This window comes from Devosia sp. ZW T5_3, from assembly GCF_044987315.1.
In the GTDB taxonomy this organism is placed as follows: Bacteria; Pseudomonadota; Alphaproteobacteria; order Rhizobiales; family Devosiaceae; genus Devosia.
This window is the reverse complement of the sequence record NZ_JBJDRE010000013.1, coordinates 1-25312: the sequence shown is the minus strand read 5'-3', so window position 1 is coordinate 25312 and position 25312 is coordinate 1. Positions and strand designations below refer to the sequence as shown.

At 62.8% G+C, this 25312-nt stretch carries 30 protein-coding genes; 16 read left to right on the top strand and 14 right to left on the bottom strand.

Annotated elements, in window-relative coordinates; genetic code table 11:
* Positions 1–142: 142 nt before the first annotated feature.
* Positions 143–1096: an L-threonylcarbamoyladenylate synthase gene (locus tag ACI3KW_RS16270; RefSeq protein ID WP_404848945.1), complete on the bottom strand. Its 954-nt coding sequence runs from the start codon at positions 1094–1096 to the stop codon at positions 143–145.
* Between the two features lie 64 nt (positions 1097–1160).
* Between ACI3KW_RS16270 and ACI3KW_RS16265 the strand changes: the two genes are divergently transcribed.
* The 4 genes from ACI3KW_RS16265 to ACI3KW_RS16250 all read left to right on the top strand — a co-directional run bounded on the left by ACI3KW_RS16265 (position 1161) and on the right by ACI3KW_RS16250 (position 3855).
* The gene (locus ACI3KW_RS16265; protein WP_404848944.1) at positions 1161–2108 is read left to right on the top strand and encodes a histone deacetylase family protein; all 948 of its coding nucleotides are present in this window, start codon (positions 1161–1163) and stop codon (positions 2106–2108) included.
* A gap of 155 nt (positions 2109–2263) precedes the next feature.
* On the top strand, positions 2264–2512 hold the full coding sequence (locus ACI3KW_RS16260) for an exodeoxyribonuclease VII small subunit (RefSeq protein ID WP_404848943.1): 249 nt from the start codon (positions 2264–2266) through the stop codon (positions 2510–2512).
* 9 nt (positions 2513–2521) lie between these two features.
* The gene (locus ACI3KW_RS16255; protein ID WP_404848942.1) at positions 2522–3124 is read left to right on the top strand and encodes an SCO family protein; all 603 of its coding nucleotides are present in this window, start codon (positions 2522–2524) and stop codon (positions 3122–3124) included.
* Positions 3121–3855 carry a TlyA family RNA methyltransferase gene (locus tag ACI3KW_RS16250; protein WP_404848941.1) on the top strand — a complete coding sequence of 245 codons (735 nt, stop codon included), beginning with the start codon at positions 3121–3123 and terminating at the stop codon, positions 3853–3855. Before ACI3KW_RS16255 ends, ACI3KW_RS16250 begins: the two co-directional genes overlap by 4 nt.
* A 130-nt stretch (positions 3856–3985) precedes the next feature.
* On the opposite strand, the gene aroC is transcribed toward ACI3KW_RS16250, so the two are convergent.
* From aroC to ACI3KW_RS16230, 4 genes are all read right to left on the bottom strand, one after another.
* Complete coding sequence (gene aroC / locus ACI3KW_RS16245) at positions 3986–5101, bottom strand: chorismate synthase (protein ID WP_404848940.1); 1116 nt, start codon at positions 5099–5101, stop codon at positions 3986–3988.
* A gap of 48 nt (positions 5102–5149) precedes the next feature.
* The gene (locus tag ACI3KW_RS16240) at positions 5150–5554 is read right to left on the bottom strand and encodes a type II toxin-antitoxin system VapC family toxin (RefSeq protein WP_404848939.1); all 405 of its coding nucleotides are present in this window, start codon (positions 5552–5554) and stop codon (positions 5150–5152) included.
* Entirely contained in the window at positions 5551–5787 is a 237-nt protein-coding gene (locus ACI3KW_RS16235; protein WP_404848938.1) for an antitoxin, read from the bottom strand. The genes ACI3KW_RS16240 and ACI3KW_RS16235 overlap by 4 nt, the downstream gene beginning before the upstream one ends.
* Before the next feature lie 62 nt (positions 5788–5849).
* A complete protein-coding gene (locus ACI3KW_RS16230; protein WP_404848937.1) occupies positions 5850–6470 on the bottom strand; it encodes a histidine phosphatase family protein in 621 nt (206 codons plus the stop codon).
* A gap of 218 nt (positions 6471–6688) precedes the next feature.
* Here ACI3KW_RS16230 and ACI3KW_RS16225 point away from each other — a divergent pair, with 218 nt between their 5' ends.
* On the top strand, positions 6689–8104 hold the full coding sequence (locus ACI3KW_RS16225) for an FAD-binding oxidoreductase (RefSeq protein ID WP_404848936.1): 1416 nt from the start codon (positions 6689–6691) through the stop codon (positions 8102–8104).
* Between the two features lie 57 nt (positions 8105–8161).
* On the top strand, positions 8162–8737 hold the full coding sequence (locus ACI3KW_RS16220) for a hemerythrin domain-containing protein (RefSeq protein WP_404848935.1): 576 nt from the start codon (positions 8162–8164) through the stop codon (positions 8735–8737).
* Here the strand turns inward: ACI3KW_RS16220 and ACI3KW_RS16215 are convergent.
* Complete coding sequence (locus tag ACI3KW_RS16215) at positions 8734–9459, bottom strand: SOS response-associated peptidase (protein WP_404848934.1); 726 nt, start codon at positions 9457–9459, stop codon at positions 8734–8736. The two genes, ACI3KW_RS16220 and ACI3KW_RS16215, sit on opposite strands and share 4 nt — an antisense overlap.
* 70 nt (positions 9460–9529) lie before the next feature.
* Here ACI3KW_RS16215 and ACI3KW_RS16210 point away from each other — a divergent pair, with 70 nt between their 5' ends.
* The 3 genes from ACI3KW_RS16210 (at position 9530) to ACI3KW_RS16200 (ending at position 10729) form a co-directional block, all read left to right on the top strand.
* Entirely contained in the window at positions 9530–9928 is a 399-nt protein-coding gene (locus ACI3KW_RS16210) for an NUDIX hydrolase (protein WP_404848933.1), read from the top strand.
* 32 nt (positions 9929–9960) lie between these two features.
* On the top strand, positions 9961–10332 hold the full coding sequence (locus tag ACI3KW_RS16205; RefSeq protein ID WP_404848932.1) for a TIGR02301 family protein: 372 nt from the start codon (positions 9961–9963) through the stop codon (positions 10330–10332).
* Positions 10333–10450: 118 nt separating this feature from the next.
* Positions 10451–10729 carry a hypothetical protein gene (locus ACI3KW_RS16200; RefSeq protein WP_052153269.1) on the top strand — a complete coding sequence of 93 codons (279 nt, stop codon included), beginning with the start codon at positions 10451–10453 and terminating at the stop codon, positions 10727–10729.
* A 34-nt stretch (positions 10730–10763) separates the two neighbouring features.
* Here the strand turns inward: ACI3KW_RS16200 and arr are convergent, their stop codons facing one another.
* From arr to ACI3KW_RS16185, 3 genes are all read right to left on the bottom strand, one after another.
* Positions 10764–11192: an NAD(+)--rifampin ADP-ribosyltransferase gene (arr, locus tag ACI3KW_RS16195; RefSeq protein ID WP_404848931.1), complete on the bottom strand. Its 429-nt coding sequence runs from the start codon at positions 11190–11192 to the stop codon at positions 10764–10766.
* Positions 11193–11351: 159 nt separating this feature from the next.
* Positions 11352–11795 carry a GNAT family N-acetyltransferase gene (locus ACI3KW_RS16190; RefSeq protein ID WP_404848930.1) on the bottom strand — a complete coding sequence of 148 codons (444 nt, stop codon included), beginning with the start codon at positions 11793–11795 and terminating at the stop codon, positions 11352–11354.
* An 89-nt stretch (positions 11796–11884) separates the two neighbouring features.
* Positions 11885–13216 carry a dihydroorotase gene (locus ACI3KW_RS16185; protein WP_404848929.1) on the bottom strand — a complete coding sequence of 444 codons (1332 nt, stop codon included), beginning with the start codon at positions 13214–13216 and terminating at the stop codon, positions 11885–11887.
* 116 nt (positions 13217–13332) lie between these two features.
* On the opposite strand from ACI3KW_RS16185, the gene ACI3KW_RS16180 reads away from it, so the two are divergent.
* From ACI3KW_RS16180 to ACI3KW_RS16170, 3 genes are all read left to right on the top strand, one after another.
* The gene (locus ACI3KW_RS16180) at positions 13333–14151 is read left to right on the top strand and encodes a YgfZ/GcvT domain-containing protein (protein WP_404848928.1); all 819 of its coding nucleotides are present in this window, start codon (positions 13333–13335) and stop codon (positions 14149–14151) included.
* Between the two features lie 67 nt (positions 14152–14218).
* The gene (locus ACI3KW_RS16175; protein WP_404848927.1) at positions 14219–14821 is read left to right on the top strand and encodes a hydrolase; all 603 of its coding nucleotides are present in this window, start codon (positions 14219–14221) and stop codon (positions 14819–14821) included.
* Positions 14822–14928: 107 nt separating this feature from the next.
* The gene (locus tag ACI3KW_RS16170; RefSeq protein WP_404848926.1) at positions 14929–15447 is read left to right on the top strand and encodes a hypothetical protein; all 519 of its coding nucleotides are present in this window, start codon (positions 14929–14931) and stop codon (positions 15445–15447) included.
* Here the strand turns inward: ACI3KW_RS16170 and ACI3KW_RS16165 are convergent, their stop codons facing one another.
* From ACI3KW_RS16165 to ACI3KW_RS16155, 3 genes are all read right to left on the bottom strand, one after another.
* Positions 15448–16434: a cell wall hydrolase gene (locus tag ACI3KW_RS16165; protein WP_404848925.1), complete on the bottom strand. Its 987-nt coding sequence runs from the start codon at positions 16432–16434 to the stop codon at positions 15448–15450.
* A gap of 268 nt (positions 16435–16702) precedes the next feature.
* Positions 16703–17257: a hypothetical protein gene (locus tag ACI3KW_RS16160; protein WP_404848924.1), complete on the bottom strand. Its 555-nt coding sequence runs from the start codon at positions 17255–17257 to the stop codon at positions 16703–16705.
* An 82-nt stretch (positions 17258–17339) separates the two neighbouring features.
* A complete protein-coding gene (locus ACI3KW_RS16155; RefSeq protein WP_404848923.1) occupies positions 17340–19625 on the bottom strand; it encodes a putative PEP-binding protein in 2286 nt (761 codons plus the stop codon).
* Positions 19626–19725: 100 nt separating this feature from the next.
* Here ACI3KW_RS16155 and ispH point away from each other — a divergent pair, with 100 nt between their 5' ends.
* Genes ispH through rnhA form a run of 3 tightly spaced genes read left to right on the top strand, consistent with a single transcriptional unit; the run spans position 19726 to position 21679 of the window.
* Positions 19726–20697, top strand: coding sequence for a 4-hydroxy-3-methylbut-2-enyl diphosphate reductase (gene ispH / locus ACI3KW_RS16150; protein ID WP_404848922.1), 972 nt, complete (start codon positions 19726–19728; stop codon positions 20695–20697).
* 8 nt (positions 20698–20705) lie between these two features.
* A complete protein-coding gene (locus ACI3KW_RS16145) occupies positions 20706–21215 on the top strand; it encodes a GNAT family N-acetyltransferase (protein ID WP_404848921.1) in 510 nt (169 codons plus the stop codon).
* Complete coding sequence (gene rnhA / locus ACI3KW_RS16140) at positions 21212–21679, top strand: ribonuclease HI (RefSeq protein WP_262169448.1); 468 nt, start codon at positions 21212–21214, stop codon at positions 21677–21679. The genes ACI3KW_RS16145 and rnhA overlap by 4 nt, the downstream gene beginning before the upstream one ends.
* Here rnhA and ACI3KW_RS16135 read toward each other — a convergent pair whose 3' ends face one another.
* Positions 21680–22672: a DUF808 domain-containing protein gene (locus ACI3KW_RS16135; protein ID WP_404848920.1), complete on the bottom strand. Its 993-nt coding sequence runs from the start codon at positions 22670–22672 to the stop codon at positions 21680–21682.
* A gap of 70 nt (positions 22673–22742) precedes the next feature.
* Here ACI3KW_RS16135 and ACI3KW_RS16130 point away from each other — a divergent pair, with 70 nt between their 5' ends.
* On the top strand, positions 22743–23078 hold the full coding sequence (locus ACI3KW_RS16130; protein ID WP_404848918.1) for a hypothetical protein: 336 nt from the start codon (positions 22743–22745) through the stop codon (positions 23076–23078).
* A 146-nt stretch (positions 23079–23224) separates the two neighbouring features.
* Here ACI3KW_RS16130 and glyS read toward each other — a convergent pair whose 3' ends face one another.
* The gene (gene glyS, locus ACI3KW_RS16125; protein WP_404848917.1) at positions 23225–25249 is read right to left on the bottom strand and encodes a glycine--tRNA ligase subunit beta; all 2025 of its coding nucleotides are present in this window, start codon (positions 25247–25249) and stop codon (positions 23225–23227) included.
* Between the last annotated feature and the right edge of the window lie 63 nt (positions 25250–25312).

Below are 25312 nucleotides of genomic sequence, written 5' to 3'. Positions count from 1 at the left end.
TGACAGGGTGAGGGGTACTGCGTCCGCCATGCCCAGTAGCCCGGAAGGCCCCCTCATCCCAACCGAAATTCGCCTTCGCGAATTCGGTGTCCCTTCGGGCACCTTCTCCCACGGGGGGAGAAGGGAAGAAGCATTCCTCTCCCTACCCCCTTGGCGCCGCAGCCCTTTGCAACCGATCATTGATCGCCTCGCCCAGTCCCTCATCCGGAATCGGCGCCACCGCGATCACCCCACGCCCCTCCGCATCCAGCTCATGCAGCATGGCAAACAGGTTCCGCGCCGCTTCCTTCAAATCCCCCGACGGCGACAGATTGCGCACCGGCCCGTCAAACGCCACCGCCGCGCCGAACGCCAGATAAGCCTCCCCCTCGCGCGGTTCGGTATTCAGCCGCATCAGCGCATCGGGCGCATAATGGCTGAGCAGCATGCCGGGCGCTGCAATCGCGGCATCCTTCTCCGCCAGCTCCACCACTGTCCCCAGCACCAGTTCGATATCCCCTCGCGCCATGGCGCCGGACCGCAACTGGATCAACCGATCGCCATCGACCCGGATAATGGTGGATTCCACCCCCGCCCGGCACGGCCCGCCATCCAGCACCGGCACCCGCCCGGCAAAGCCGAGCCGCACCTGATAGGCATTGGTCGGCGATAGCCGCCCCGATGGATTTGCCGATGGCGCCGCCAGCGGCCGCCCCACCGCTGCCAGCAGCTCCAGCGCCACCGGATGGTCGGGAATACGGATCGCCACCGTGTCGAGCCCGGCGGTCGCCACATCGGCTAGCCCATTGTCCTTTCGCGCCGGCAGCACCAGCGTCAGCGGCCCCGGCCAGAGCGCGGCAATCTTGTGCGCCGCCGGCGAAAACACGGCGAGCGTCTCGGCCATGGCAATATCCGCGCAGTGAATGATCAGCGGATTAAAGCGCGGCCTGCCCTTGGTTTCGTAGATCGAGAGCACTGCATCGGGGTCGGTCGCATCCGCCCCCAGGCCATAGACCGTTTCGGTGGGAAACGCGCACAGCTTGCCCGCAAGCAGGATCGCGGCTGCTTCGTCCACTGTTTTCGGCTCAGGAACGCTCAATTCACCAGTCTTCGTCATGGCCGTTGTTTGACAATGACGCCCCGCCACGTCAAGACGAAGTGCAGGGAAACCGGAGCCCCGAGTGACCACGCTTCTCGTCAGCCAGCCAGATTTTGCCGATCACGTCACCCCGCCGGGTCATGCCGAGCGCCCCGACCGCATTGTCGCGATCGAAGAAGCCCTCGCCCGTTCGCGCTTTGACGCCCTGGTCCGCCGCAATGCGCCGACTGGCGATCTGATGCTGGCCGAGCTGGTGCACGATGCCCGCTATCTCCCCCAATTGCGCGCCGCCCGCCCCGCCGAGGGCATTGGCCAATTGGACCCCGACACCTTCATTTCCGCCCGCTCGCTCGACGCCGTCGCCACCGGCATTGGCGGGGCCCTCATGGCGCTCGATGCTGTGCTGCTGGGGCAAGCCGACAACGCCTTCTGCGCCATTCGGCCACCCGGCCACCATGCCGAAATCGACCGGCCGATGGGCTTTTGCCTGGTCAATACCGTCGCCATCACCGCCCGCGAGGCCCAGCGCAAATATGGCGCCGAGCGCATCGCCATTGTCGATTTCGACGTGCATCACGGCAATGGCACGCAGGATATTTTCAAAGCCGATCCGACGGTGTTCTACGCCTCCAGCCACCAGATGCCGCTCTATCCCGGCACCGGACATCCCCGCGAAACCGGCGTCGGCAATATCGTCAATGTGCCGCTCGACGCCAATTCGGATGGCGCTGCCATGCGCGACGCCTATCTCACCCGCATCATCCCCGCGCTGATCGATTTTTCACCCGACCTGCTGCTGCTTTCGGCCGGCTTCGACTCCCATCGCCTCGATCCTCTGGCCCAGCTCAATTGGGAATCCTCGGACTTCAGCTGGCTCACCGGAAAATTGATGGATGTGGCCGAACGCTGCTGCGGCAACCGCATTGTGTCGCTGCTCGAAGGTGGCTATGACCTCAAAGGGCTGGCGGGCGGTGCGTCGCATCACGTTGCCATGCTGATGGACGGCGCCGTAGGCCGCCTCGAAGACTAGATTGTGCGGACAATTCGGTCAGGGAGAGGCGAAAATGGTGGTTTTCGAGAACCGGAGCGCAACGTACTTTTGGGTACGTGAGCACCGGAAGCGGAGGAAACCGCCATTTGCAGCCCTCCATCACCGAACTGGACGCATAATCTAAGGAGCCCCGCATGGCCGAAGCTACCAATGACGATGTGAAAACGCTGAGCTTTGAGGCCGCTCTGGCCCAGCTCGAGGAAATCGTTGGCAAGCTCGAGTCGGGCCGCGCGCCGCTGGCCGAATCCATCGCCATTTATGAGCGCGGCGAGGCCCTGAAGGCCCATTGCGAAACCCTGTTGCGCACGGCCGAAGCCCGTATCGAAAAGATCACCCTGTCCCGCGATGGCAAGCCCACCGGCACCGAGCCGCTGGACGCCTAGCGCCCTGCCATGACCAGCAAATCCCTCCGCAATTTCCGCATCGTATTGTGGAGCCTGGTCGCCGTCGTGGCTTTGGGCGCCACCGCGCTCTATGTGCTGCGCCCGCCCGCAAGGCCGGCGCCGCTCAATTTCGCCACCCAGCAATTCGCCCTGGCCTCGACCGCCGGCGGCACGTTCACGCAGGACGATCTCAAGGGCAAACCAAGCCTGATTTTCTTCGGCTACACTTTCTGCCCTGATGTGTGCCCGACCACGCTGGCCGAAACCACCGCCTGGCGCACCCAGCTCGGCCTGACGCCCGATCAGCTCCGCATCATCTTCGTCACCGTCGATCCCGAACGCGACACGCTCGACGCCGTCAAAGGCTATGTCGAAGGCTTTGATCCCTCGATCATTGGCCTGGTTGGCGACGCGGCGCAGACCGAAGCGATCAAAGCCGCTTTCGGCGTCTTCTCCGAAAAGGCCGGCGAGCCCAACGATCCCTATTATCTGGTCAATCACACCGCGCTGACCTTCCTGATCGACGCCGAAGGCAAGTTCGAGGGCACCGTCGCCTATGAAGAGGCGGGCAGCACCGCGCTCGCCAAGGTCAAGCGGCTGGTGCAAGGATGAGTGAGCGTATCCGGCTCGATCTGGCGCTCGAACAACGGAGCCTCGTGCCCAGCCGCGCCCGCGCGCGCGACGCCATTCTGCGCGGCACGGTGACCGTCAACGGCGTCACCGCCGTCAAGCAGAACCAGATGGTTGGCCGCGACGACAAGCTCGCCCTCAGCGATCCCGCAGCCAATTACGTGTCCCGCGCCGCCCTCAAGCTGGTGGCCGGGCTCGAAGCTGGCAATATCGACGCCACAGGCAAAACCTGCATTGATGTCGGCTCATCCACCGGCGGCTTCACCCAGGTCCTGATGGAACGCGGCGCCCGCCGCATCTACGCCGTCGATGTCGGCCACGCCCAATTGCACGAACGCCTCAAGGGCAGCGACCGCGTGGTCAGCATGGAGGGCGTCAATGCCCGCGACCTGACCGCTGAGATGATCCCCGAGCCGATTGACCTATTGGTCTCCGATGTCAGCTTCGTCTCGGTCATCAAGGTGCTCGAAGCTCCGCTGGCGCTCTGCACTCCGAGCGCCGACGCGGTGATCCTGTTCAAACCCCAATTCGAAGTCGGCCGCCGCAATGTCGGCAAGGGCGGCATCGTGACCAGCGAAGAGGCCATCCAGGCCGCCTTGACCGACGTCATCGCCTTCATGCAAGCCCAGGGCTTCCAGCACCGGAACTCGGTGACCTCACCGATTGCCGGTGGCGATGGGAATGTGGAGACGGTGTTGGTGTTTGCTCGGTAGGGGATACCCCCTCCTAACCTCCCCCTGATAGGGGGAGGAACCGCCTTGTGGTTAGAACTCGATCCAGCTCCAAGAGTGGAGAGATCCCTCCCCCTATCAGGGGGAGGCTAGGAGGGGGTACTCGGAACCCTCAGTTCCGCTCAAACCCCACCGCACCCTCGCGCCCAGTCTGCCCGCGATGGCGCAGATAATGATCGGCCAGCACCAGCGCCATCATAGCCTCGCCCACCGGCACCGCGCGAATGCCCACGCAGGGGTCATGCCGACCCTTGGTGACAATATCGGTGTCCTCGTTCATCGTCGTCACCGTCTGCCGCGGCGTGATGATCGAGGAGGTCGGTTTGACCGCAAAGCGGCACACGATCGGATCGCCATTGGAAATCCCGCCCAGAATGCCACCGGCATGGTTGGACAGGAAATAGGGCCGGTTCTCGCCGCTGCGCATCTGGTCAGCATTCTCGATGCCGGTCAGGCTTGCCGCCTCGAACCCGGCGCCAATTTCCACCGCCTTGACCGCATTGATGCTCATCATGGCAGACGCGAGATCCGCGCTCAGCTTGCCATAGATCGGTGCGCCCCAGCCGGCCGGCACATTCTCGGCCACCACCTCGATCACCGCACCCACCGAATTGCCTTCCTTGCGGATGCCATCGAGATAGTCGGCCCACATCGCCGCCGCCTGGGCATCGGCGCAGAAGAACGGGTTCTGGTCGACCTGGTCCCAATCGAAATTATTGTAATCGATCTTGTGTGGCCCGACCTGCACGAGGCTCGCGCGAATGGAAATCCCCGCCAAAACCTGCCGCGCCACCGCCCCAGCCGCTACCCGCGCCGCGGTTTCGCGCGCCGAGGTGCGGCCGCCGCCACGATAGTCGCGAATGCCGTATTTCTGGTCATAGGTATAGTCGGCATGGCCGGGCCGGTATTTGTCGCGAATCTCGGCATAGTCCTTGGAGCGCTGATCGGTATTCTCGATCATCAGCGAGATCGGCGTACCGGTCGTGCGCGATCCATCGGTGCGCTCGTCCTCGAACACGCCAGACAGGATTTTCACCTCATCGGCCTCGCGGCGCTGCGTGGTATATTTCGATTGCCCCGGCTTGCGCCGATCAAGATCGCGCTGGATCAACTCCGGCGTCAACACGATGCCCGGGGGGCACCCATCCACCACCACCCCAAGCGCAGGCCCATGGCTCTCGCCCCAGGTGGTGAAACGGAAGAGATGTCCGAAAGTATTGAACGACATGACGCGGCCCCATGGTTGAGGGCTTTCTAGGCAGGAGGGACGGTCAGGTCAATCAAGCCAGTTCTCGATCTTTAGATTGGGCACCCGGGAAAACTCGCCGACATTGGCGGTAACGAGCGTGAGATCGAGCGCCAAGGCGTGGGCCGCGATGAAGAGATCGTTGCCGCCGATGGGCGTTCCGGCAAGCCGCAGATGCGTGCGGATTGAGCCATAAATGGCGTCGGCCGGAGCCTCGAAAGGCACGGAACGGATAACCGTCAGAATTTCATCGATTTCAGCATGCAAACGTGGCGAACGCCGGAATTCGGCGCCATAACGCAGTTCTGCGGTGGCAATCGCGCTGACGCAAATATTGCCTGTGCCAAAACGCTCGACGCGCTGCCAAAGCCGACCCGCTCCCTGCCGCATCATGGTGGACATGATGTTGGTGTCCAGCATGGCGCGGAACGTCACAGGTCGGGCTCGTCGAGCGGCAAGAGATCGGAATCATCGATGTCTGGGAAATCAACCGGGCCGTAGAACGCCAGAATTTCTCCCAAGGTCTTGTGTGCCTTGGGCTCGATGACCAGCTTGTCGCCGTCCTTGCGGATGGTGACTTCGGTGCCCGGCATCTCAAATTCCACCGGAATACGTACGGCCTGGTTGCGGCCGTTGCGGAACAGGCTTGCCGTTTTGATCTCGCTCATAGGCGCCTCCATTCAGGCATATGCCACAACATATGCCTGATGAGACGAGACGACAAGATGCCTCAGACGTCGCCCACCCGCAGCAGTTCCATCTTACCCGGCGTGAAGTGCATCACCGCGTCCTGTGGGGGCGCCCAGTTGATGACTTCCACGATCGGGGCATGCTCGATCAGCACGCGCAAAGTGCGGGCGATGCCGCCATGGGCAACGACCACGGACGGGCCAGTCAGCACCGCTGCGAATTCCTCAAGCCGGGCTTCGACGTCACGATAATTCTCGCCATTCTCAGGGCGGAAATCCCAATAATCTTCGGTGCGCTCGCCCGGTGCCACGGCCATATTGGCCGGCAGCTGCTCGAACAATTCGCCTTCGAGCACGCCGAAGGAAATCTCCATCAGCCGCACATCGTATTTCACCTCGGGCAGGTGGATATCAAAGCCCGCCCGCACGCGATCCATGGTGTCGCGGGTGCGATTGAGCGGCGAGGCGTGCCATTCAAACGCCTTGGGATCGAGCCCGCGCGCCTTGAACAGAGCCGCCAGCGTCAGCCCGTTCTGGTTGGCCTGGCCCTTGCCCTTTTCGTTGAGCGGAATGTCCTTGCGCCCCTGATAGCGGCGTTCGGCGTTCCAGGGCGTTTCACCATGCCGGATGAAGTAGATTTCCGGCCAGACCAAGGCTGTCATGTGCTTATTCCCGCGTTGTGCAACGCGTCCTATCAGAGTGAATGGCACTCACCGTAGCGGATTCCCCTGGTCACGCCACCGTCCAAATTGGAAAGCAGCCATGCCGCGCTTGCCTGCCCACCATCGAGGGGCCATTGTGGCGCTCACTTGCCGCAATGGTTGTCCCGACAAGGCAAGTTCGTGCCCCGGCCGTCCGGCCGCCAAAGTCCGGTTTTTTCATGCCCCTTTCCGTCACCGATATCATTGCACAACTCACCACTCTGGTAGGCCCCGCCGCCGTCATCGGCGTGCCAGAACAGATGGGCAATTATCTCAACGAGCCCCGCAAGCGCTTCCACAAAAGCGCCGCCGCGATCGTGCTGCCCGCTTCGGTTGTCGAAGTGCAGGCCATTGTCCGCTGGGCCAATGAGCACGGCGTGGGCCTCATCCCCCAGGGCGGCAATACCGGGCTGGTGGGCGCACAAGTGCCGCTGCGCGGCGATGAAGTCATCATCAGCCTCACCCGCCTCGACAAAATCCGCAGCGTCGATCCCGCGGCCGGCGCCATGACGGCAGAGGCCGGCGTCATCCTCGAAAACGCGCACAAGGCGGCCGAAGCGCAGGGCACGATTTTTCCGCTCTGGCTCGCCTCGCAGGGTTCCGCCCGCATTGGCGGCCTGCTCTCCTCCAATGCCGGCGGCGTCAATGTGCTGACCTATGGCAATGCCCGCGAACTCACCATGGGCGTCGAGGCAGTGCTGGCCGATGGGCGGCTCTATCAGGGCCTCAATTCGCTGAAAAAAGACAATACCGGCTACGATCTCAAGGACCTGCTGGTGGGCGCCGAGGGCACGCTGGGCATCATCACCGCGGCAACCCTCAAGCTCTTCCCCAAGCCGGAAGATTACGAGACCTGCATCGTCAATATCGCGGGCCCCGAAGCGGCGCTCACCCTGTTCCAACTCCTGCGCGAACGGCTGGGCGGGCGCCTCAATGCCTTCGAGATCGTGCCTTCGCTTGGCCTCGACATGCAACTGCGCCATGCCATGCTGGATCGTGATCCCACTGCCGGCCCCTCCCCCTGGTATGCGTTGATCGAAATTTCGCGCATGGCGGGCGGGCAGGCCGGGCTGTTGCAGGCCGCCATCGAGACCGCCTTCGAGCGCCAGCTGATCGACAATGCGGTGCTCGCCGAGTCCCTCGCCGATCGCACCCGCATGTGGGCCTTCCGGGAGCAGATGAGCGAAGTGCAATCCAAGGAAGGCGCCTCGATCAAGCATGACGTGTCGGTGCCCATCGCCGCCGTACCCCAGCTCATTGCCGAAGGCTCCGCGGCCGCCGAGCGCCTGTTCCCCGGCATCCGCCCGGTGCCGTTCGGCCATATGGGCGACGGCAATATCCACTTCAATTTCAGCCAGCCGGTCGGGGCCGATCCCAAGACCTTCATGGCTGAGGCCGACGAGAAGCTGCACGAAGCGATCTACGAAATCGTGCTCAAGCTGGGCGGTTCGGTTTCAGCGGAACACGGCATCGGCCAGCTCAAGATCGATCTGTTGCGCCAGGTCAAAGACCCCGTCGCGCTCGATATGATGCGGGCGATCAAGACCGCGCTCGACCCCAAGAACATCCTCAATCCGGGCAAGATGCTGCCCTGAACAGTCACTTTTTAGTACCTACTTGCGAAATGGCACCTTAGGCGCCATTTCAGCGCCATGACCCAGATCCTGCCCCTTGCCGGCGTCGAATTCCTTGACGACGCCACCCGTCCGCCTCCGGTTGCGTTGGAAAACCTCACCGAGGAACAGCGCCAGCCGGGCCAGCACCTGCGGATGATCCACGATCATCTGCGCCACAATATGCGCACGCTCGGCAAGCTGATCGAGCGCGCCAGGGCCGGCAGTGTCACCGCGGCTGAAATCGAGGCGGAAACGTCCGAGCTGGCCATCGTCGCCAATTATCGCCGCTTCGGGAACCTCTGCGGCCAGCATTGCCAGATCGTCAACACCCACCATTCCATCGAGGATTATGCGATCTTCCCGGCTTTGGCCGAACAAGGCGAAGCCTTCCGCAAAATCGCCGATCGCCTGCGGGCCGAGCATGTCGTGGTGCATGAATTGCTCATCCGCCTGGTCGACGCGCTCAACGCCCTCGCCGGCGATCCCAATCCCACCAATTTCGAGACCACGCTGACCATCTACCACGCGCTCGAACGCGTGCTGCTGTCCCATCTGGGCTATGAAGAAGACGCCATGGGCGACGCGCTGGGCTATTTCAGCATCGGCGTCTAAAACAGATCCAGCTGCCCACCCGCCGCCTTCTTCCGCACCGGCGCCGGCCGCTCCACCGTGACCTCAGCAATCAGCCCCGGATCATCATCCCGCGCCGAATTGACCCGCGTCGACACCGGATGGAACTTGACCACCCCATCCTCCAGCGGCAGCGCCAATTGATGGGCGGCCTTGGCCGTAACCCCGCGCACATCGAGCCATTGCTCGATCGCGTCGCCTTCAAGAATGGCCGGCATCCGGTCATGCACCGCGGAAAGCTGCCCATTGGCCGGCACGGTGATGGTGGCGACGCTGTCGATTTCCTCGCCCTCGGGCCCTACCCAGGTGGCATAGAGTCCGGCCAGCGCCATCGGCCGGTCATCAGCCAGGGTGATGTAATAGGGTTGCTTGGATTTATCGGGATTGGTGTGCCATTCGTAATAGCCGCTGGCCGGAATGATGCAGCGGCCATGCTTGAGCGCGTCGCGAAAGGCGGGTTTTTCCGCCATGGTCTCAACGCGAGCATTGATCAGCAGCGGAAATTCGCGCGGGTCCTTCACCCAGCGCGGCACCAGCCCCCAGCGCGCAAAGTGTCCCTCGCGCCGGCCGGACTCCTCCCAGATGGCAATCACCGGCTGCGTCGGCGCAATATTATAGCGCGGCACCGACTCAACGCTGTTGAGCAGTTTGAACAGCTCCGCCATCTGCTCGGGCGGCAAGGTCGATGCATAGCGTCCGCACATGTGAGGGGTCTCCGGAATCGGTCGCCAAAGAGGTAGTCTGTGGAAACGCGAATCGCAAATGGACCCATCAGTGACCGAGACCCCGAACGCCGCCAGTGTTGCCCTGATCCGCGATGGCAAGGTGCTGCTGATCAAGCGCGCCTATGCGCCCTACCAGCATTTGTGGACCCTGCCCGGCGGCCGCATTGAGGCGGACGAAACCATCGAGCAATGCGCGACACGGGAAATCCGCGAGGAAGTGGGGCTTGCCGTGCGCAATCTGAAACCCGTCATGGTGCAATTGCTGGGCCAGGGCGAGACCTTCCGGCTCGCCGTCTTCGCCAGCACCGATTTTTCCGGCGCCTTCTTTGCCTCCGACGAAATCAGCGATCACAAATGGGTGGCCCCGGCAGCCCTCGTCGCCTTCCGCACCACCAGCCGCCTCGATGACGTCCTCGCGAAGGCCTTCGCGGCGGTGACGCAAAGCTGATACAAGCGCCGCGGACAAGGGCGACGGGACCTATGGCAAGACTGTTCAAAGCGATGATCGTGCTGCTGACGCTGGGCCTCATTGCCCCGCCGGCCATGGCCATCGATCCGCTCTACCAGCGCGAAATGGAGCGGCTGGCCGAGATCATGGGCAGCCTCTATTTTCTGCAGCCGCTGTGCAAGGCCGGCACTACCGATTGGCGTGCCCAGATGTCCGATCTGATCAGCCTTGACGAACCCGACGAAGATCGCCGCCAGCGCCTCGCCGGAGCGTTCAACGGCGGCTACACCGCCTATGCCCGCTTTCACCGCGCCTGCACCCCCGCCGCGCATGAAGCCCTGACGCGCCTGCTGACCGAGGCCGAACGCACCGCGCGCGACATCCATACGCGGTTTGCCGAATAGACCGTGGGTTAACGAGAGGTTAAACGGTTTACTAACTCGATAGCATTTCGCACCACCCGTTAACCTTCGGGTTACTTCTTACGCGATCTCACGCTCCCAGCGTGGTAACCCAAGGCCTATGACCACGACCAAGTCCATGTTTTCGCCGGCGTCCGGGCTGGGCCCCTTCGATCGCGAGCAGAGCGAGCGCCAACTCGCGCTCGAATATCTGGCCGAAGCCTGGAACCACGCCGAAGACGATGGCCTGGAAAGCGCGGCCCTGGCCCACGCCTCGCTGTTCGCCGCGCTCGCCACCTTCGTCAAACTCCACGGCGACGAAGCCACCGCGGACCTCATCGCCATGCTCCCCGACCGCATCCGTTCGGGCGAATACAATCTGGATCGGGTTTTGCAGTAGCAGCCGGCCAAGTGCCGCCCTCTGGCACCCACCATCAATTGATGATTTCGCCCCGCTTGTCCGGGGGCACCGCGATCAGTCGTTCCCGCCACATCTGCAATGCTTCGGGTGTCAACTTGGTCCAATCGGTGATTTCGCCAACCACCCGCAGCGGTGCGCTGCTGCGATATGACCGGGTGGGATTGCCGGGAAATTTCTTGTCGGTCACGTTCGGGTCATTCTCGAATGTCCCGGTCGGCTCCACCGCATAAACACGCGGCACCGCTCCGCCTCCGGCCAGTTCCGCCGCGATTTCGGCGGCCAGCCCGGCGCCGTCCACACGGGCGGTGAAGTAAATATGGTTCATCACCACTTCAGGACGATAGTTCGACCGATACCCCGCCTTGAGCAAATCCCCCACCCGCAAATCCGCAATCGTACCGTGAAAAAACGGTCCCGCGTCCAACACTTCGGCCATCGTCATCGTCCTCATGATGTGTGTCAGTTTGTAGCCGGCGACCCAAGCGGCGCCAATGCCCGCGACGAGGTCGGTTCAAACCATCCCGCCAAGCACGCACTCCCTACGCGCCAAACTCACGCCTCTCACCACCGCGTCATTCCCGCTCGCGTCGTAATCCAAGCCCTACTCTGAGACGACCAGCCTCAGGATTGGACGTTCCCAGCTCACCTTCACATTAGGCGCTTTGGTTCCGGTGATCGTGGCACCCATCCTTTGGTAAAACCCGACGGAGGGCGGATGGGAGACGATCGTGATTGAAGCGATGCCACGCCCCTGGGCTTGGGCAATCATGTGCTGAAACAGCCTGGCACCCAATCCCATTCCCTGCGCGTGATCCGCAATGAACATAAGATCGAGCTCCGGCTCATCGCCCAGCGTCAGGCTGTAAAAGCCAGCAATCGCTCCCTCAAGGTCAGCGACGTAGAAAATGTCACCGTCTATCTGCTCGGGCGTAACCGCATAGCCGTCCAGAATGCTGGCATAAGTGCCGGCATAGGCACTCGATTGATGCATCAATGTGGTGAGCGTCTGTGCGTCACCGCGCTCGGCGGGTCTGATTATGACCAATGGGCCGCCCTCTTGCCTTCTCCATGCACCAAGCGCGCGCAACACGCGCGATGTATCGGCGCGAAAAATGGTCCCCCAGCGATAGCCCCCTACCCCGCCGCCAACGCCTCCAAAAACCGCATCGGCTGCCCTGTCGACGGCGTCACCAATTCCCCCTGCCACATCACCGTCTTGCCGCGCACGATCGTACCCACGGGCCAGCCGGTCACCGTCACGCCATCATAGGGCGTCCAGCCGGCCCGGCTTTTCACCCATTGATTGGTGATGGTCTCGCGGCGCTTGAGATCGACAATGGTCAGGTCGGCATCGTAGCCCACAGCGATGCGGCCCTTATTGGCGATACCGAACAGCCGGTTGGGCCCATGACTGGTCATATCCACAAACCGCGCCAGGTTCAGCTTTCCGGCATTGACGTGATCGAGCATGGTCGGCACCAGCGTCTGCACGCCGGTCATGCCCGAATGGGAATCGGGATAGGCGTGGTCCTTTTCCTCGCGCGTATGTGGGGCGTGGTCGGAGCCCAGAATATCGGCGACGCCATTATGCACGCCGCCCCAGATTGCCTCGCGATGCGCCTTGTCGCGCACCGGCGGGTTCATCTGGGCATAGGTGCCCAGCCGAGTGTAAGCCGTCTCGTCCAGCGTCAGATGGTGCGGCGTCACCTCGACGCTGGCCACATCCTTGTGGTCGGCCAGATAGGCGATCTCTTCGCCGGTCGAGATATGCAGCACATGGATGCGCTTGCCTGTCTTGCGGGCCAGACCCACCAGACGCTTGGTGGAATTGAGCGCCACTTCGGGCGAGCGCCAGACCGGGTGGCTGGAGGGATCGCCCGGCACGCGCAGATGCTTGCGCTGCTCGAGCATATATTCGTCTTCGGAGTGGAAGGCCGCGCGGCGGGAAATCGTGCGCAGAATGGCTTCCACGCCATCATCGTCCGCCACCAGCAGCGAGCCCGTCGAAGACCCCATGAACACTTTGACGCCGGCGCAGCCGGGCAGCTTTTCGAGCTCCGCCAATTGGCCGACATTTTCATGGGTGCCCCCGATATAGAAGGCGAAGTCGCAATGCATGCGATTGGTGCCGGCGGCGATCTTGGCCTCAAAGGTTTCCCGGCTGGTGGTCAGCGGGTTGGTATTGGGCATTTCGAACACGCCCGTCACCCCGCCCATCACCGCCGAGAGCGAGCCTGATTCAAGGTCTTCCTTATGGGTCAGGCCGGGTTCGCGGAAATGCACCTGCGTATCGATGACGCCGGGCAGGATATGCAGCCCCTTGCAATCCACCACCGCATCGGCAGTGTCGCCCGCCAGCGCCCCCAGAGCCGCGATCCGCCCGCCGCTGACGCCGATATCGGATTGCCCCTCGCCGTCATGGTTGACCAGCGTAGCGTTCTTGAAAATCGTGTCGTAGTGCGCCATGTCTGTGGTCCCGCCGATGGTTGATTGCGTCTGGTTCTAAAAGGTCGCGGCCTTGCCTGTCCATCCCATCACCGGGTCATTCCCGCCACAGCGGGAGCCTCTGTTCGGAGCGTCCGATGACCATTCTTTTGCGTGCCGACCGTGCCGTTTTCCGCTTTTCGGGGCCGGATGCGCATAAACTGGTCAATGACGTGGTCACCGGTCCCATTCCGCACGAGCCGGGCGTCGCCGCCTGGTGGGCGCTGCTCTCCGCGCAGGGCAAGGTTTTGGCCGAGGGACTGGCCGGTTGGGCCGACGACGCGCTCTGGCTCGACGTGCATCAGTCGGTGGCCGACGATTTCTTCAAGCGCATGAAAATGTATCGCCTGCGCGCCCAGGTGGTGATCGACGATCTGCGGGAAAGCCACCGCGTCGGCTTTTCCGATGCGCCCGCGCCCGAGTTGATCTCCCACCGGGATGGGACCGAATTGGGTTGGCGCATCATCGCTCCGGTTGAAGCGACGGCCGGGTGGGCGGCCGATGACCGAGCCTACCACGCCGCCCGCATTGCCCGCGGCATTCCCCAGCTTGGTCCCGATTTCCCCGGCATGGATGCCTTCGCTCATGATCTGGGCATGGATATTTTGGACGGCATCGATTTCGTCAAAGGCTGCTATGTCGGCCAGGAAGTCGTGTCCCGCATGAAGCATCGCGGAACCGCAAGGCGGCGGCCGGTGATTGTTTCTGGCATCGAGGCCGCGGCCGGCACGCCCGTCATGGCCGGCACACGTGAGGCCGGCAGCATTGGCGCCGTGGTCGATGGCAAGGCTGTCGCCATTTTGCGGCTCGACCGCATTACCGATCCGGCTGCGGTCACGGTCGATGGCAAACCGGTATCGGTCAGCCTGCCGGGCTGGGCCACCTATCAGTTCGGCGAGACTGTCGCAGATGAGTAGCCATTGTTGGCGAATCGAGCCGTCAGGGTTAACAGTCAGGTAACTCATTCCTGGTTTTCGGGGCATCATGGCACGCGCTAGTGGACGCGCCTGGCAACGTATGTTGTCGGGTCGCCGGCTCGATATTCTCGATCCCTCGCCGATGGATGTCGAGCTCTCCGACATCGCGCATGGCCTTGCCCGTGTGGCCCGCTGGAACGGGCAAACACTGGGCGATTATCCCTTTTCCGTCGCCCAGCATTCTGTGCTGGTGCTCGAACTCTTCCGTGCCCACAATCCCGATTGCGAGGGCGTCGCCCAGTTGCAGGCCCTGCTGCATGACGCCCCTGAATATGTCATGGGCGACATCATCTCGCCCTTCAAGGCGGCCATGGGCGGCAATTACAAAGACGTCGAAAATCGTTTGCTGTCAGCGATTTACCTGCGCTTCTCGCTGCCCTCTGCGCAGACCGGCGCACTTGCCAAGCTGATCAAGAAAGCCGACCGCGAAGCCGCGTTTTTCGAGGCCATCCATCTCGCCGGCTTCGAAGATACCGAAGCGCGAAAACTCTTCGGCGAACCCAGCATGCCGGCCTTCGACGTCGAAGCCTTCGATCGCCTGATCCGGCCCTGGCCGACCCGCGAAGCCCATGATCGCTTCGTCGACGCCTTCGAGGCCATCGCCCTCTAGCCGTGGATATTAACCCTAACAAGGGATGAATTTTGCCACGCGCCGTCCGCCGTGGTTACTGAAGCGTTAACAGAACTCTGCCGACGCTTCATTTCGGGACGGAAACCATGGATCTGCCAGATCGTCATATGCTGTTGGGCATGGCCCTCGGCGCCGTCTGCGCCACTGTTCTGGCAGCAATCGGGCCTGGCTTTGTGGTCAAGGCATTCGGGGATGAGTTTGCGGCGCCGGGATTTGATCCCTCCCAACTCGTCAAGTTCGAAGGCACTAACTATCTGGTAGAGAACGAGGATTGGGTTTCGACCACCCCGCTGTCCAGCACGCGGGTCAAAAAGATCGAGAGGGGCAAAGTGTCCTATGTCGACATCACCACAACCTCGACCGGCACCTATTCAACCGACGCGATGTTCTCCAACCACATCCAGTATCCCGGCATCTCGGTCGAGCGCGCGCCCTGGCCGCATAACCGAAACCGCAACCATTTCTCGTTCTGGAGCAATGGCGGGTGGTCCTCGTTCAACAGCAAGCCCGGCAATTCCTGGTTTTATCTCAACACAGGCGCCGTTGCGCTGAGCCAGGTGGGCGACGTCGTCTGCATCGCCACAGCCTCGGTTCGCGTCTGCTGATCAGCCAAACATCCAGCCGTTCTTGAACTTGTAGAAGACGTGCAGGCCGATTTGGGTCACCTTCTGCATGCGCGGAGCCCAGGCGGGGCGCACATAGGTGGCGTGATAGTGGGTCGCGTCGCCCACCTCGGTCAGATACAGCTCGCCATCGGTGAAGCGCTTGGCAATGTCCTCAGCCTGCGCCCAGGATTTCTGGTCATTAACGACCTCAGGAATGCCATCGCAAGCAAACGAGAACTGGCAGGAATTGCGCCGGTGCTGGTTCTGGAACACCACGCCGCAGATCGTATCGGGATAGCGATGATCCCTAACGCGGTTGAGCACGACCTGAGCCACCGCGACCTGCCCGCGATAGGCCTCGCCGCGCGCCTCAAAATAGATCGCAGTGGCCAGGCACCAGAGTTCCTTGGTGGACGCCTGCATGACAGCGCCTTCCGAGAAACCGCCGGTAACCGGCGCATTGGCGCGGGCATAGGCCAGTTGTTCGGAGGCAACGGCGGGAATGGGATCGCCCGGCGGCAGCGCCGCCATGGGGCCACCAGCATTGGGGGCGATGCCGGCAATGGCGTCGAGCGCCGCGGCAGCATTGGGATTGATCATGGCCACGGACATGCGCGGCCCCTCTTCCACATCGCCCGTACCCTGGCCGGTGACGGCCGCAAGGCGGGATTGACCCAGATCGGTCGGGTCCGGTGGCGGGGAGCGAAGCGCGGCAAGGCGGGTGCGCACCTCCTCGAAGCTGCGGGAAATGGCGAGCGCATCGACCTTTGGCCTGACCCGGTCGGTCTTTTCGGCACGGTTGGGGCCGGTGAAGCTGGCAGTTTGGAAGAGGTGATCGACCGAACCGGTAATGACTGCATCGGTCCCGGTAAAGGACAGGCTGGCTTCGGCAATCTTGACGCCGGGCAGGCCCAGATCACCAAGGGGATCAGCAGCCGGGCCGAAGGCCCCGCCGGTCAGGCCGGCATAGCTTAGGGTGCAAAACACCCCTACCGCCATCAGCTTGGCAAAGGGATGCCCCCGACGAACCGCTCTAGCCGGGCGCAAACGCGCCGCGGTCCGGTGTGGACTGGCCATCAAACACTACTCAACGCTACGCAACAAAACTACTGATCGGCGAAAGTGACGCTAAAATGCCGATAGAAGAAGTTATCGCTTATTAGGGTTAGCAGCGCGTAAACGAGCAATCCGGCACGCAAAAGGACTCAACATGGCCGTTATCCGGCCGAAATGTGAAGGCTGATTTGTCGCAGGACTAGTTGCAGGCGGCCCGAACCGGGGCGACTTGCTCGATAAATCCATCCACCCGGAACCGCACCGACAGCGACCGCGAATTGGCCGGGGTCACCCGCGCCGTCAGGTTGGTCGTACCCACGAGACCATCAAGAAACGCCTCCGCATCTCGGCTATTGTTGATCAGCACGGCGGTATTGTCGGCATTGACCGGCAAGGTACGGCTGCGGGCGGCCTGCACATCATATTGCAGCGTCAGGCCGGCATCATTGCCCAGTGCCGAGAGGGTATTGCCCGCAAAAGCAAAGGCGACGCTGAGCAGGCCCGCGTCACAGGAGACGGTCATGACAGCCGGAGCGCGGCCGCTGGGACGCGCGGGGATCAACTGCTCGGATTCCAGGGAAACGCTGACGTCTTGCCCGCTGGTCGTGGCGGCACGGAATATTCCGTCATAGCAGATCAGGCGTTCGACATCGCCAGCAATAGCAGCGCATTGCTCGCCGCTGGTTTGCGCGAATGCCTGTGGCGAAGTTGCGAAAAACAGCGGCAGCAGCGCCAAAACCGGCAAGAATTTCACTTGGTCTTTGTTCCCGTCCCAAACTGACCGGTCGATTGGCGCCAGTCTTCATTGCCCTTATATGGGGAGTGTCGGGCACTATTTAAGCAGAAGTCTGCGCCAGCGTCAGCCGTGCCACCGGCACACGATAGGGTGAGCAACTGACATAGTCGACGCCGAGCCCTGCAAAGAACTTGAGCGAGACCGGATCGCCGGCATGTTCGCCGCAAATGCCGATCTTGAGATGGGGATTGGCCGCCCTACCCCGCTCGATGGCAATGGAGATCATTTCACCCACGCCCTTTTCGTCGATGGTGACGAAGGGGTCGCGTTCATAGATGCCCTTGCGCTGATAGGCGGCTAGGAAGGTTGGGGCGTCGTCGCGGGAAATGCCGAACGTGGTCTGGGTCAGATCATTGGTGCCGAAGGAGATGAAGTCCACCATATTGGCGATGTCCCCGGCGCGCAGGCAGGCGCGCGGCAGCTCGATCATGGTGCCGAAGGAGAATTTCACGCGCTCGGAGCGCAGCAGGCCCGAATTGGCGGCAATGGCATGGGCCCGCTCGCGCACCCAGGCGACTTCGCTGGCGGTCGATACGAACGGCACCATGACCTCGACGGCCACCGGCTCGCTTTGCTTCTCGCTGGCCGCCCGCACGCCGGCCATGATGGCCTGCATCTGCATTTGCAGGATTTCGGGATAGGTGATGGCCAGCCGTACGCCGCGATGGCCCAGCATGGGATTGATCTCGGCGATCCGCTCAAGCCGCAGGCGTAGCGCGCGCACGGCCAGCCCCAGCGAAGCGGCGGTTTCCTCGATATCCTCGTCGCTGCGCGGCAGGAATTCGTGCAAGGGCGGATCGAATAGCCGCACGGTGACCGGCAGGCCCTTCATGGCCGAAAACAGGGCCGAATAGTCCCCGGTTTGGAAATCCACCAGGCCGTTGACGGCACGGCTGCGGTCTTCCTCGTCCTCGGAAAGGATCATGCGGCGCAGCGCCACCATGCGCTCGGGCGAAAAGAACATGTGCTCCGACCGCGCCAGGCCAATGCCTTCGGCGCCGAAGCTGAGCGCCGTATTGGCCGATTCCACGGTTTCCACATTGGTGCGCACGGCAATGGTGCGGCTGGCATCGGACCAGCCCAGCAGCGTGCCGATGGCCCCGCCGATATGGGGCTGTGCCAGCGACAGGGTGCCCAGATAAACCGAGCCGTCGCTGCCATCGATGGTGAGTCTATCGCCGCTGCGGAATTCGCGGTCGCCGATGCGGCACACCATTTCGGCGGCATCGACCGAGAGCGTGCGCACCCCGGCAACACAGGGTTTGCCGGTGATGCGGGCGATGACGCCGGCATGGCTGGACATGCCGCCGCGCGCCGTCAGGATGCCGGTCGCCGCCTTCATGCCCTCGATATCGGCCGGGCCGGTCTCGTTGACCACCAGGATGCAGTGTTTGCCGCGCGCCCGCAGCCGCGCCGCGTCTTCGGGGTTGAACACGATGATGCCGCTGGCGGCGCCCGGCGATACGCCCAGGCCCGTCGCGATCGGCGTCGCGCCCTCGGTCGAGCGGATGCGCGGATGCAGCAATTGGGCCAGCCGCGTCGGATCGACGCGGGAGACGGCATTTTGCGCCGACCAGACCTTGCGATTGACGCGGTCGACCGCGGCTTCCAGATCCGCGGCCGCCGTCACCTGCATGGGTCGCGCGGAAACAAACGTCACCTGACCGCGCTTGATGGCGACCGAACACACCATATGGCGCCCGGCCTTGGCGTCGAGCAAAGCGACCAGCGGCTCGATAGTCTCCGGCAGCCGGGGGAGCGGGCCGCCATTGATCGGCGAGGCACCCAGCGCGCCCGTCACGGCATTGCGCGTCAAAAATTGCTCGATCTCGCCATCGGCCAGCGCCTGCACCAGCACGATCTGCTTGCCCCGATCATCGTCCTGGCGGGGGCTGGTCCAGCCCTGACCGAAGCCATAGCTGTCAAAGGCATTCTTGATCGCCTTGGCCAGTGGCCGGGCCGGATCGACCGAATCCTCGGGATTGGCGGGGGCCGAAATGCCCAGCTTCGCCGGCATCAGCCCGCCATTATGCGTGGCGGCCGAAGTGCGGACCACGAGGACCGGCGGATTGCCATCCTTGTCCACCAGCTTGAAGAGGCATGCGATCCAGTGGGTGCGCAGCTTGACGTCCCGCCGCGCCCGCTCGGCTTGCAGGGCATCCCAGGCGGCGCGGGTGATGCAGATGGAGGGCACGGTTGGAAAGCCGGCTTCGCCGACGCGAAAAATCCAGCGCGATTTGCCGCTCAGCAGCTTGAGCTGGCTGGCCGACAGGTTCGCCTTCCCCATGGCCGGGGCGATCGCGAACATTTCCTGGGCCAAACTCACCGTTAAGTCCTTGCCATATTTACGGGTGCATAATGCCTATGACCCAGACCGGCTGCAACAAGACTTGACTTGGCGCAGCGCCGAAAGCATCTGATCTCATATGGAAAAGCGGCCACAACTAGACATTCTGCTCTGCGCCCCCCGCGGATTTTGCGCGGGCGTCGATCGCGCCATCCAGATCGTGGAGCTGGCGCTCGAAAAATACGGCGCTCCCGTCTATGTGCGCCACGCCATCGTGCACAACAAATATGTGGTGGACGGGTTGCGCGATAAAGGCGCGATCTTTGTCGAAGAGCTCGACGAAATCCCCGATACCGGCGCGCCGGTGGTGTTCTCGGCCCATGGCGTGCCCAAAAGCGTGCCGGCCGATGCGCGGACGCGCAATATGTTCTTTCTCGACGCGACGTGCCCGCTGGTGTCCAAAGTGCATGTGGAAGCCCAGCGCCATTTTGCCGAAGGCCACGAAATCGTGCTGATCGGCCATAAGGGCCATCCCGAGGTGGTGGGCACGATGGGGCAATTGCCCGTGGGCGCGATCACGCTGATCGAAACCATCGATGACGCGAACCGCTTCGAGCCGCGCGATCCGCAAACGCTGGCCTTTGTGACGCAGACCACGCTGTCGGTCGATGACACCCGCGAGATCGTCGCCGCCCTCAAGCAGCGCTTCCCCGCCATTAATGGCCCGCACAAGGAAGACATCTGCTACGCCACCACCAACCGGCAGGAGGCCATCAAGGCCGTGGCGCCGGAAGTCGACGCGATGATCGTGGTGGGTTCGCCCAATTCCTCCAATTCGCTGCGCCTGGTTGAAGTGGCCGAGCGTGCCGGCTGCAAGATCGCCATGCTGGTCGATCGCGCGGCCGATATCGATTGGGGTCGGTTTGAAGGTATCAAATCGTTGGGTGTCTCGGCCGGCGCCTCCGCCCCCGAAAAGCTGGTGGATGAGGTGATCGAGGCCTTTGCGCAGCGCTATGACATCAAGGTCGAAGCGCGCGTCACCGCCAAGGAAAACATCGCCTTCAACATCCCGCGCGAGCTGCGCACGATTGAAGCTGCGGTCGCGCGGTGAGCGATCGCGTGATCCTTGAGACCGAGCGCTTGCGCATTGTGCCTTGGCGGGCCGATCAGGTCGATGAGCTGTTCAGGCTGCATTCCGACCCGCTGGTGGCACGGTTTTATGACATTGCGGGGGCTCCATGGTCGATGGAGAAGTGCCGCGAGCGCATTGCTGGCTGGATAGCGGATTTCGAACAGCATGGCCTGGGCAAACACCGCCTCGAAAGCCGCGCCGATGCCCAATTGCTTGGCCGTGCCGGATTTAGCCTCCATGCCCGGACGGGTGAGCCAGAACTGGGCTATGGGCTGTTTTCGCAGGCATGGGGCAAGGGCTATGCCACCGAAATAGCGATTGGCCTGCGGGACTGGTTCTTTGCCACCCGGCCCGAGGACTATTTCATCGCTTTCGCACATCGCGACAATACGGCGTCTCGCCGTGTCCTCGAAAAGATCGGCATGCGGCCGACCTATGCGGCGATGTTTGCCGATATGCCCCACCAATTCTACGATTTGAAACGGCCCGCCCCATGACCGACACCGTGATCATCCATACCGACGGCGCTTGTTCGGGTAATCCGGGGCCCGGCGGGTGGGGCGCTATTCTGCAATATGGCGATAAGACCAAGGAATTGAGTGGCGGCGAGCAGCTGACCACCAATAACAAGATGGAGCTGACCGCTGCCATCGAGGCGCTCAACGCGCTGAAGCGGCCCTGCATTGTCGAGCTGCATACCGATAGCCAATATGTGAAAAACGGCGTGCAGAGCTGGATGCACGGTTGGAAGAAGAATGGCTGGAAGACCGCTGACAAGAAGCCGGTGAAGAATCTCGAACTCTGGCAGGCGCTGGACGAAGCGACCAAGCGCCACACGATTTCCTGGCACTGGGTCAAGGGTCACAATGGCCACGACCTGAACGAACGCGCCGATCAGTTGGCCAATGAAGGCATGGCGCCGTTCAAACGCGGTGGCGCGCCGTCGCGGTCCAATCTTTGATTAATGGTTCGCGGCGCTCTTGCCGCCGAACAGGCCCCGGATCGCCTTCCAGGCCGGCATGATGGCGTAGCCCGCAATCGGGATCAGCGCGGCGCCCAGGGCCAGACCGGCAATGCCGTCGACCAAAGCCGTCATGAACCAGGCGGCGAAATCGCCAATGGCCGGCAGCAAATGCTGACCCCACTCTGCCGCGGCCTCAACCACATGCTCGGGAGCGGAGAGGCCAAAGCTCACCAGCCCGTGGATGACGATGCCGCCGCCGACCCAGATCATGGCGGCCGTGCCGACCACACCCAGGATCTGCATGAAGACCGGCATGCCGGTGACAAGGCCTCGGCCAAAGGCGCGGCCACCGCCGGTCCGCCCGTTCTTTGCCAGCCACAACCCGACATCGTCGGCCTTCACGATCAGCGCCACGCCGCCATAGACCACGACGGTGATGCCGATGCCGACGACCGCCAGAATGATGGCTTCATTGATGATATTGCCGGTTTCGATCGCCGCCAGGGCAATGGTCATGATCTCGGCAGAGAGGATGAAATCGGTCTGGATTGCCCCCGCGATCTTGGATTCCTCGAGCGCGGTCGCATTGGGTGGCGCGGCCTCCACCTGTGCTTCGTGGCCATGGGCCGCATGCGGGAACAGCGCCTGCAGCACCTTTTCGGCGCCCTCATAGCAGAGATAGGCGCCGCCGATCATCAGCAATGGCGTGATCAGCCAGGGCACGAAGGCGCTGAGCAGGAGAGCTGCGGGGAGCAGGAAAATCAGCTTGTTCTTGATCGAACCCAGCGCGATCTTGCCGACAATGGGCAATTCGCGGTCGGCGGTGAAGCCATCGACATAGCGCGGGGTCACCGCCGCATCGTCGATCACCGCGCCCGCAGCCTTGACGCCGGCCTTGGCCGCCTGCCCCGCAACATCGTCCAATGAGGCTGCGGCGACCTTGACCAGGCCAGCCACGTCATCGAGCAGAGCGAGCAAACCGACACTCATTGGCATATTTCCTTTTGCAGCGGCGCCGGTTTAATTTGGCGTTGATGCCAACCGAGCGCAATATCATCCCATGAGCAAACGATTTTTGATCAGTGCGGCGTTGGCCATGGCGCTAACGAGCCCCGCTTTCGCCCAGTTCCCGCCGCCCGGCGTTTATCTCTGCGTCGACATGCAAGGCGCCGCCTTCGGCACGCTGAGCCTTGCGCCGGCGGGCGACTACGATTTCCGCTCCAGCACCGCCATTGGCGGCACAGGCCAAATGGCGTCGTCGGGCAATAGCGTCAATGCCATCAGCGGCCCATTGGCCGATATCGGGCTCACGGGCAGCTTCAGCACCGAGGGCGGCAGGACCTCGTTCATGTTCAGCACGAACATGGGCAGCGTTTTGTGCGCCACGCCGGCCTAAGGTAGTTCGCTCGACATACCCACGCCGTCATTACCCGGCTCGTCCGGGTAATCCAGCGGTGCTGCAATATCCCATGGACCATCGGGACAAGCCCGGTGGTGACGTTGTGGAGATATTGGGGCCCACAGACCCACAGGCGTTTTGCCTTACCCGGCAACCTTCGAGAAATCAGCCACGAGATGCATGGTATCGCGCAGGCGGGCCAGCAGGTTCAGGCGGTTGGCACGGACGGCCGGATCGGCGTCGTTGACCAGGACTGCGGTGAAGAAGGCATCCACCGGCGCGCGCAGGGTCGCGAGTTCAGCCATGGCGCCCTTGTAGTCGTCCTTGGCCACATGGGCCGAGACGGCGGCGTGCACGGCATCGACGGCGAAGGCCAGCGCGGTTTCCTCGGCGAGCTGCAAGATGTCTTGATCGACAGTACCGGCGTAGCTCTTGCCGTCCTTCTTTTCCTCGGCGGCGAGGATATTGGCAGCCCGCTTGTAGCCAGCCAGCAGGTTCTTGCCATCTTCGGACGACAGCAGGGTCGAGAGGGCCTCGGCGCGCTGGGTGACGGTCAGGATATCGTTGCTATCGGCCGAGATGACCGCATCGACCAGGTCATGCCGGGCACCTGCATCGCGCAGGGACACCTTGAGCCGGTCGTGGAAGAAGGCCAACAGGTCTGGCTCGACCTTGAGCGGGAATTTGAGCCCATTTTCCGAAATGATGCGGATCACACCCAGTGCCGCACGGCGCAAAGCGAAGGGATCGCGTGAGCCGGTGGGCTTTTCGTCGATGGCCCAGAAGCCGGTGAGCAGATCGAGCTTGTCGGCCAGCGCCACAGCGATGGATGTCGGCTCGGTGGGGACCTTGTCGGTGGGACCGAGCGGCTTGTAGTGCATCTCGATGGCGGTGGCGATATCGGCGGGCTCGCCCTGCGCAGTGGCATAGTAGCGGCCCATCAGGCCCTGCAATTCCGGGAATTCGCCGACCATGCCGGTGGTGAGATCGGCCTTGGCGAGCATGGCGGCACGCTTGGCGCGCTCGGGATTGGCGCCCACTTGCGGGGCGATTTCGCCGGCAAGTTTGACCAGCCGCTCGACGCGCTGGAACTGGGTGCCAAGCTTGGCGTGGAACACGGTGTCTTCCAGTTTGGGCAGGCCATGTTCGAGCGGCAGCGCCAGATCGCCCTGGTAGAAGAAGGCCGCATCAGAAAGGCGGGCGCGGATCACCCGCTCATTGCCAGCCGTGATCACTGCGCCGCCATCGATGGCAATGGTATTGGCGGTGATGATGAAATTGGGCGCCAGCTTGCCATTGGCATCGCGCAGGCAGAAGCATTTCTGATTGGCGCGAATGGTGGCGATGATCACCTCTTCGGGCAGCTTGAGGAAATCGGGATCGAACGAGCCCATCATGACGACGGGCCATTCGACCAGCCCCGCCACTTCCTCAAGCAGGCCTTCATCGGCAATCACCGTCAGGCCCTGCGCGAAGGCCAAGTGCTCGGCATCGGTCTTGATGATGTCCTTGCGGCGGTCGATGTCGAGCACCACTTTAGCGCGCTCCAGCGCTGCCGCATAATCGTCGAAACGGCGCACCTTGATGGCATCGGGCGCCAGGAACCGGTGACCGAACGTGGTCTGGCCCGAATTCAGCTCATTGGAGGCGAAGGGGATGACGACCGGCTCTTCGTTTTCGGCGCCGAACGTCGCCGTGATGGCGCGCAGCGGGCGCACCCAATTGAAGGTGCCTGTGCCCCAGCGCATGGATTTGGCCCAAGGGAAATCGGTGAGAATTTTGGGCAGAATGGCCGACAGCAGATCAACGGCATCGGCGCCGGGCTTGCTGATATGGGCGACGTAGAAATCGCCCTTTTTGGGATCGCTTTCGATTTTGGCCTGATCAATCGAGGCCAGCCCCGCAGCACGCAGGAAGCCATCGATGGCGGGTTGCGGTGCGCCGACCTTGGGGCCCTTCTTTTCTTCGCGCGTGTCGGGCGAGCGGGCGGGCAGGCCCGTCACGGTCAGCGCCAGGCGGCGGGGCGTCACGAAGGCCTTGGCGCCTTCATAGACCAGGCCCGCATCCACCAGCGCATTGGTCACGCCCTTGCGCAGGTCCTCAGCCGCACGACGCTGAAAGCGGGCGGGGATTTCCTCGGAAAAAAGTTCGAGCAGCAATTCGGGCATGGCACGCGTACCGGAAGTTAGAGGCGCGGTTTGCTTAGCTTGGGGAGCGGGTTCTGTCCACTT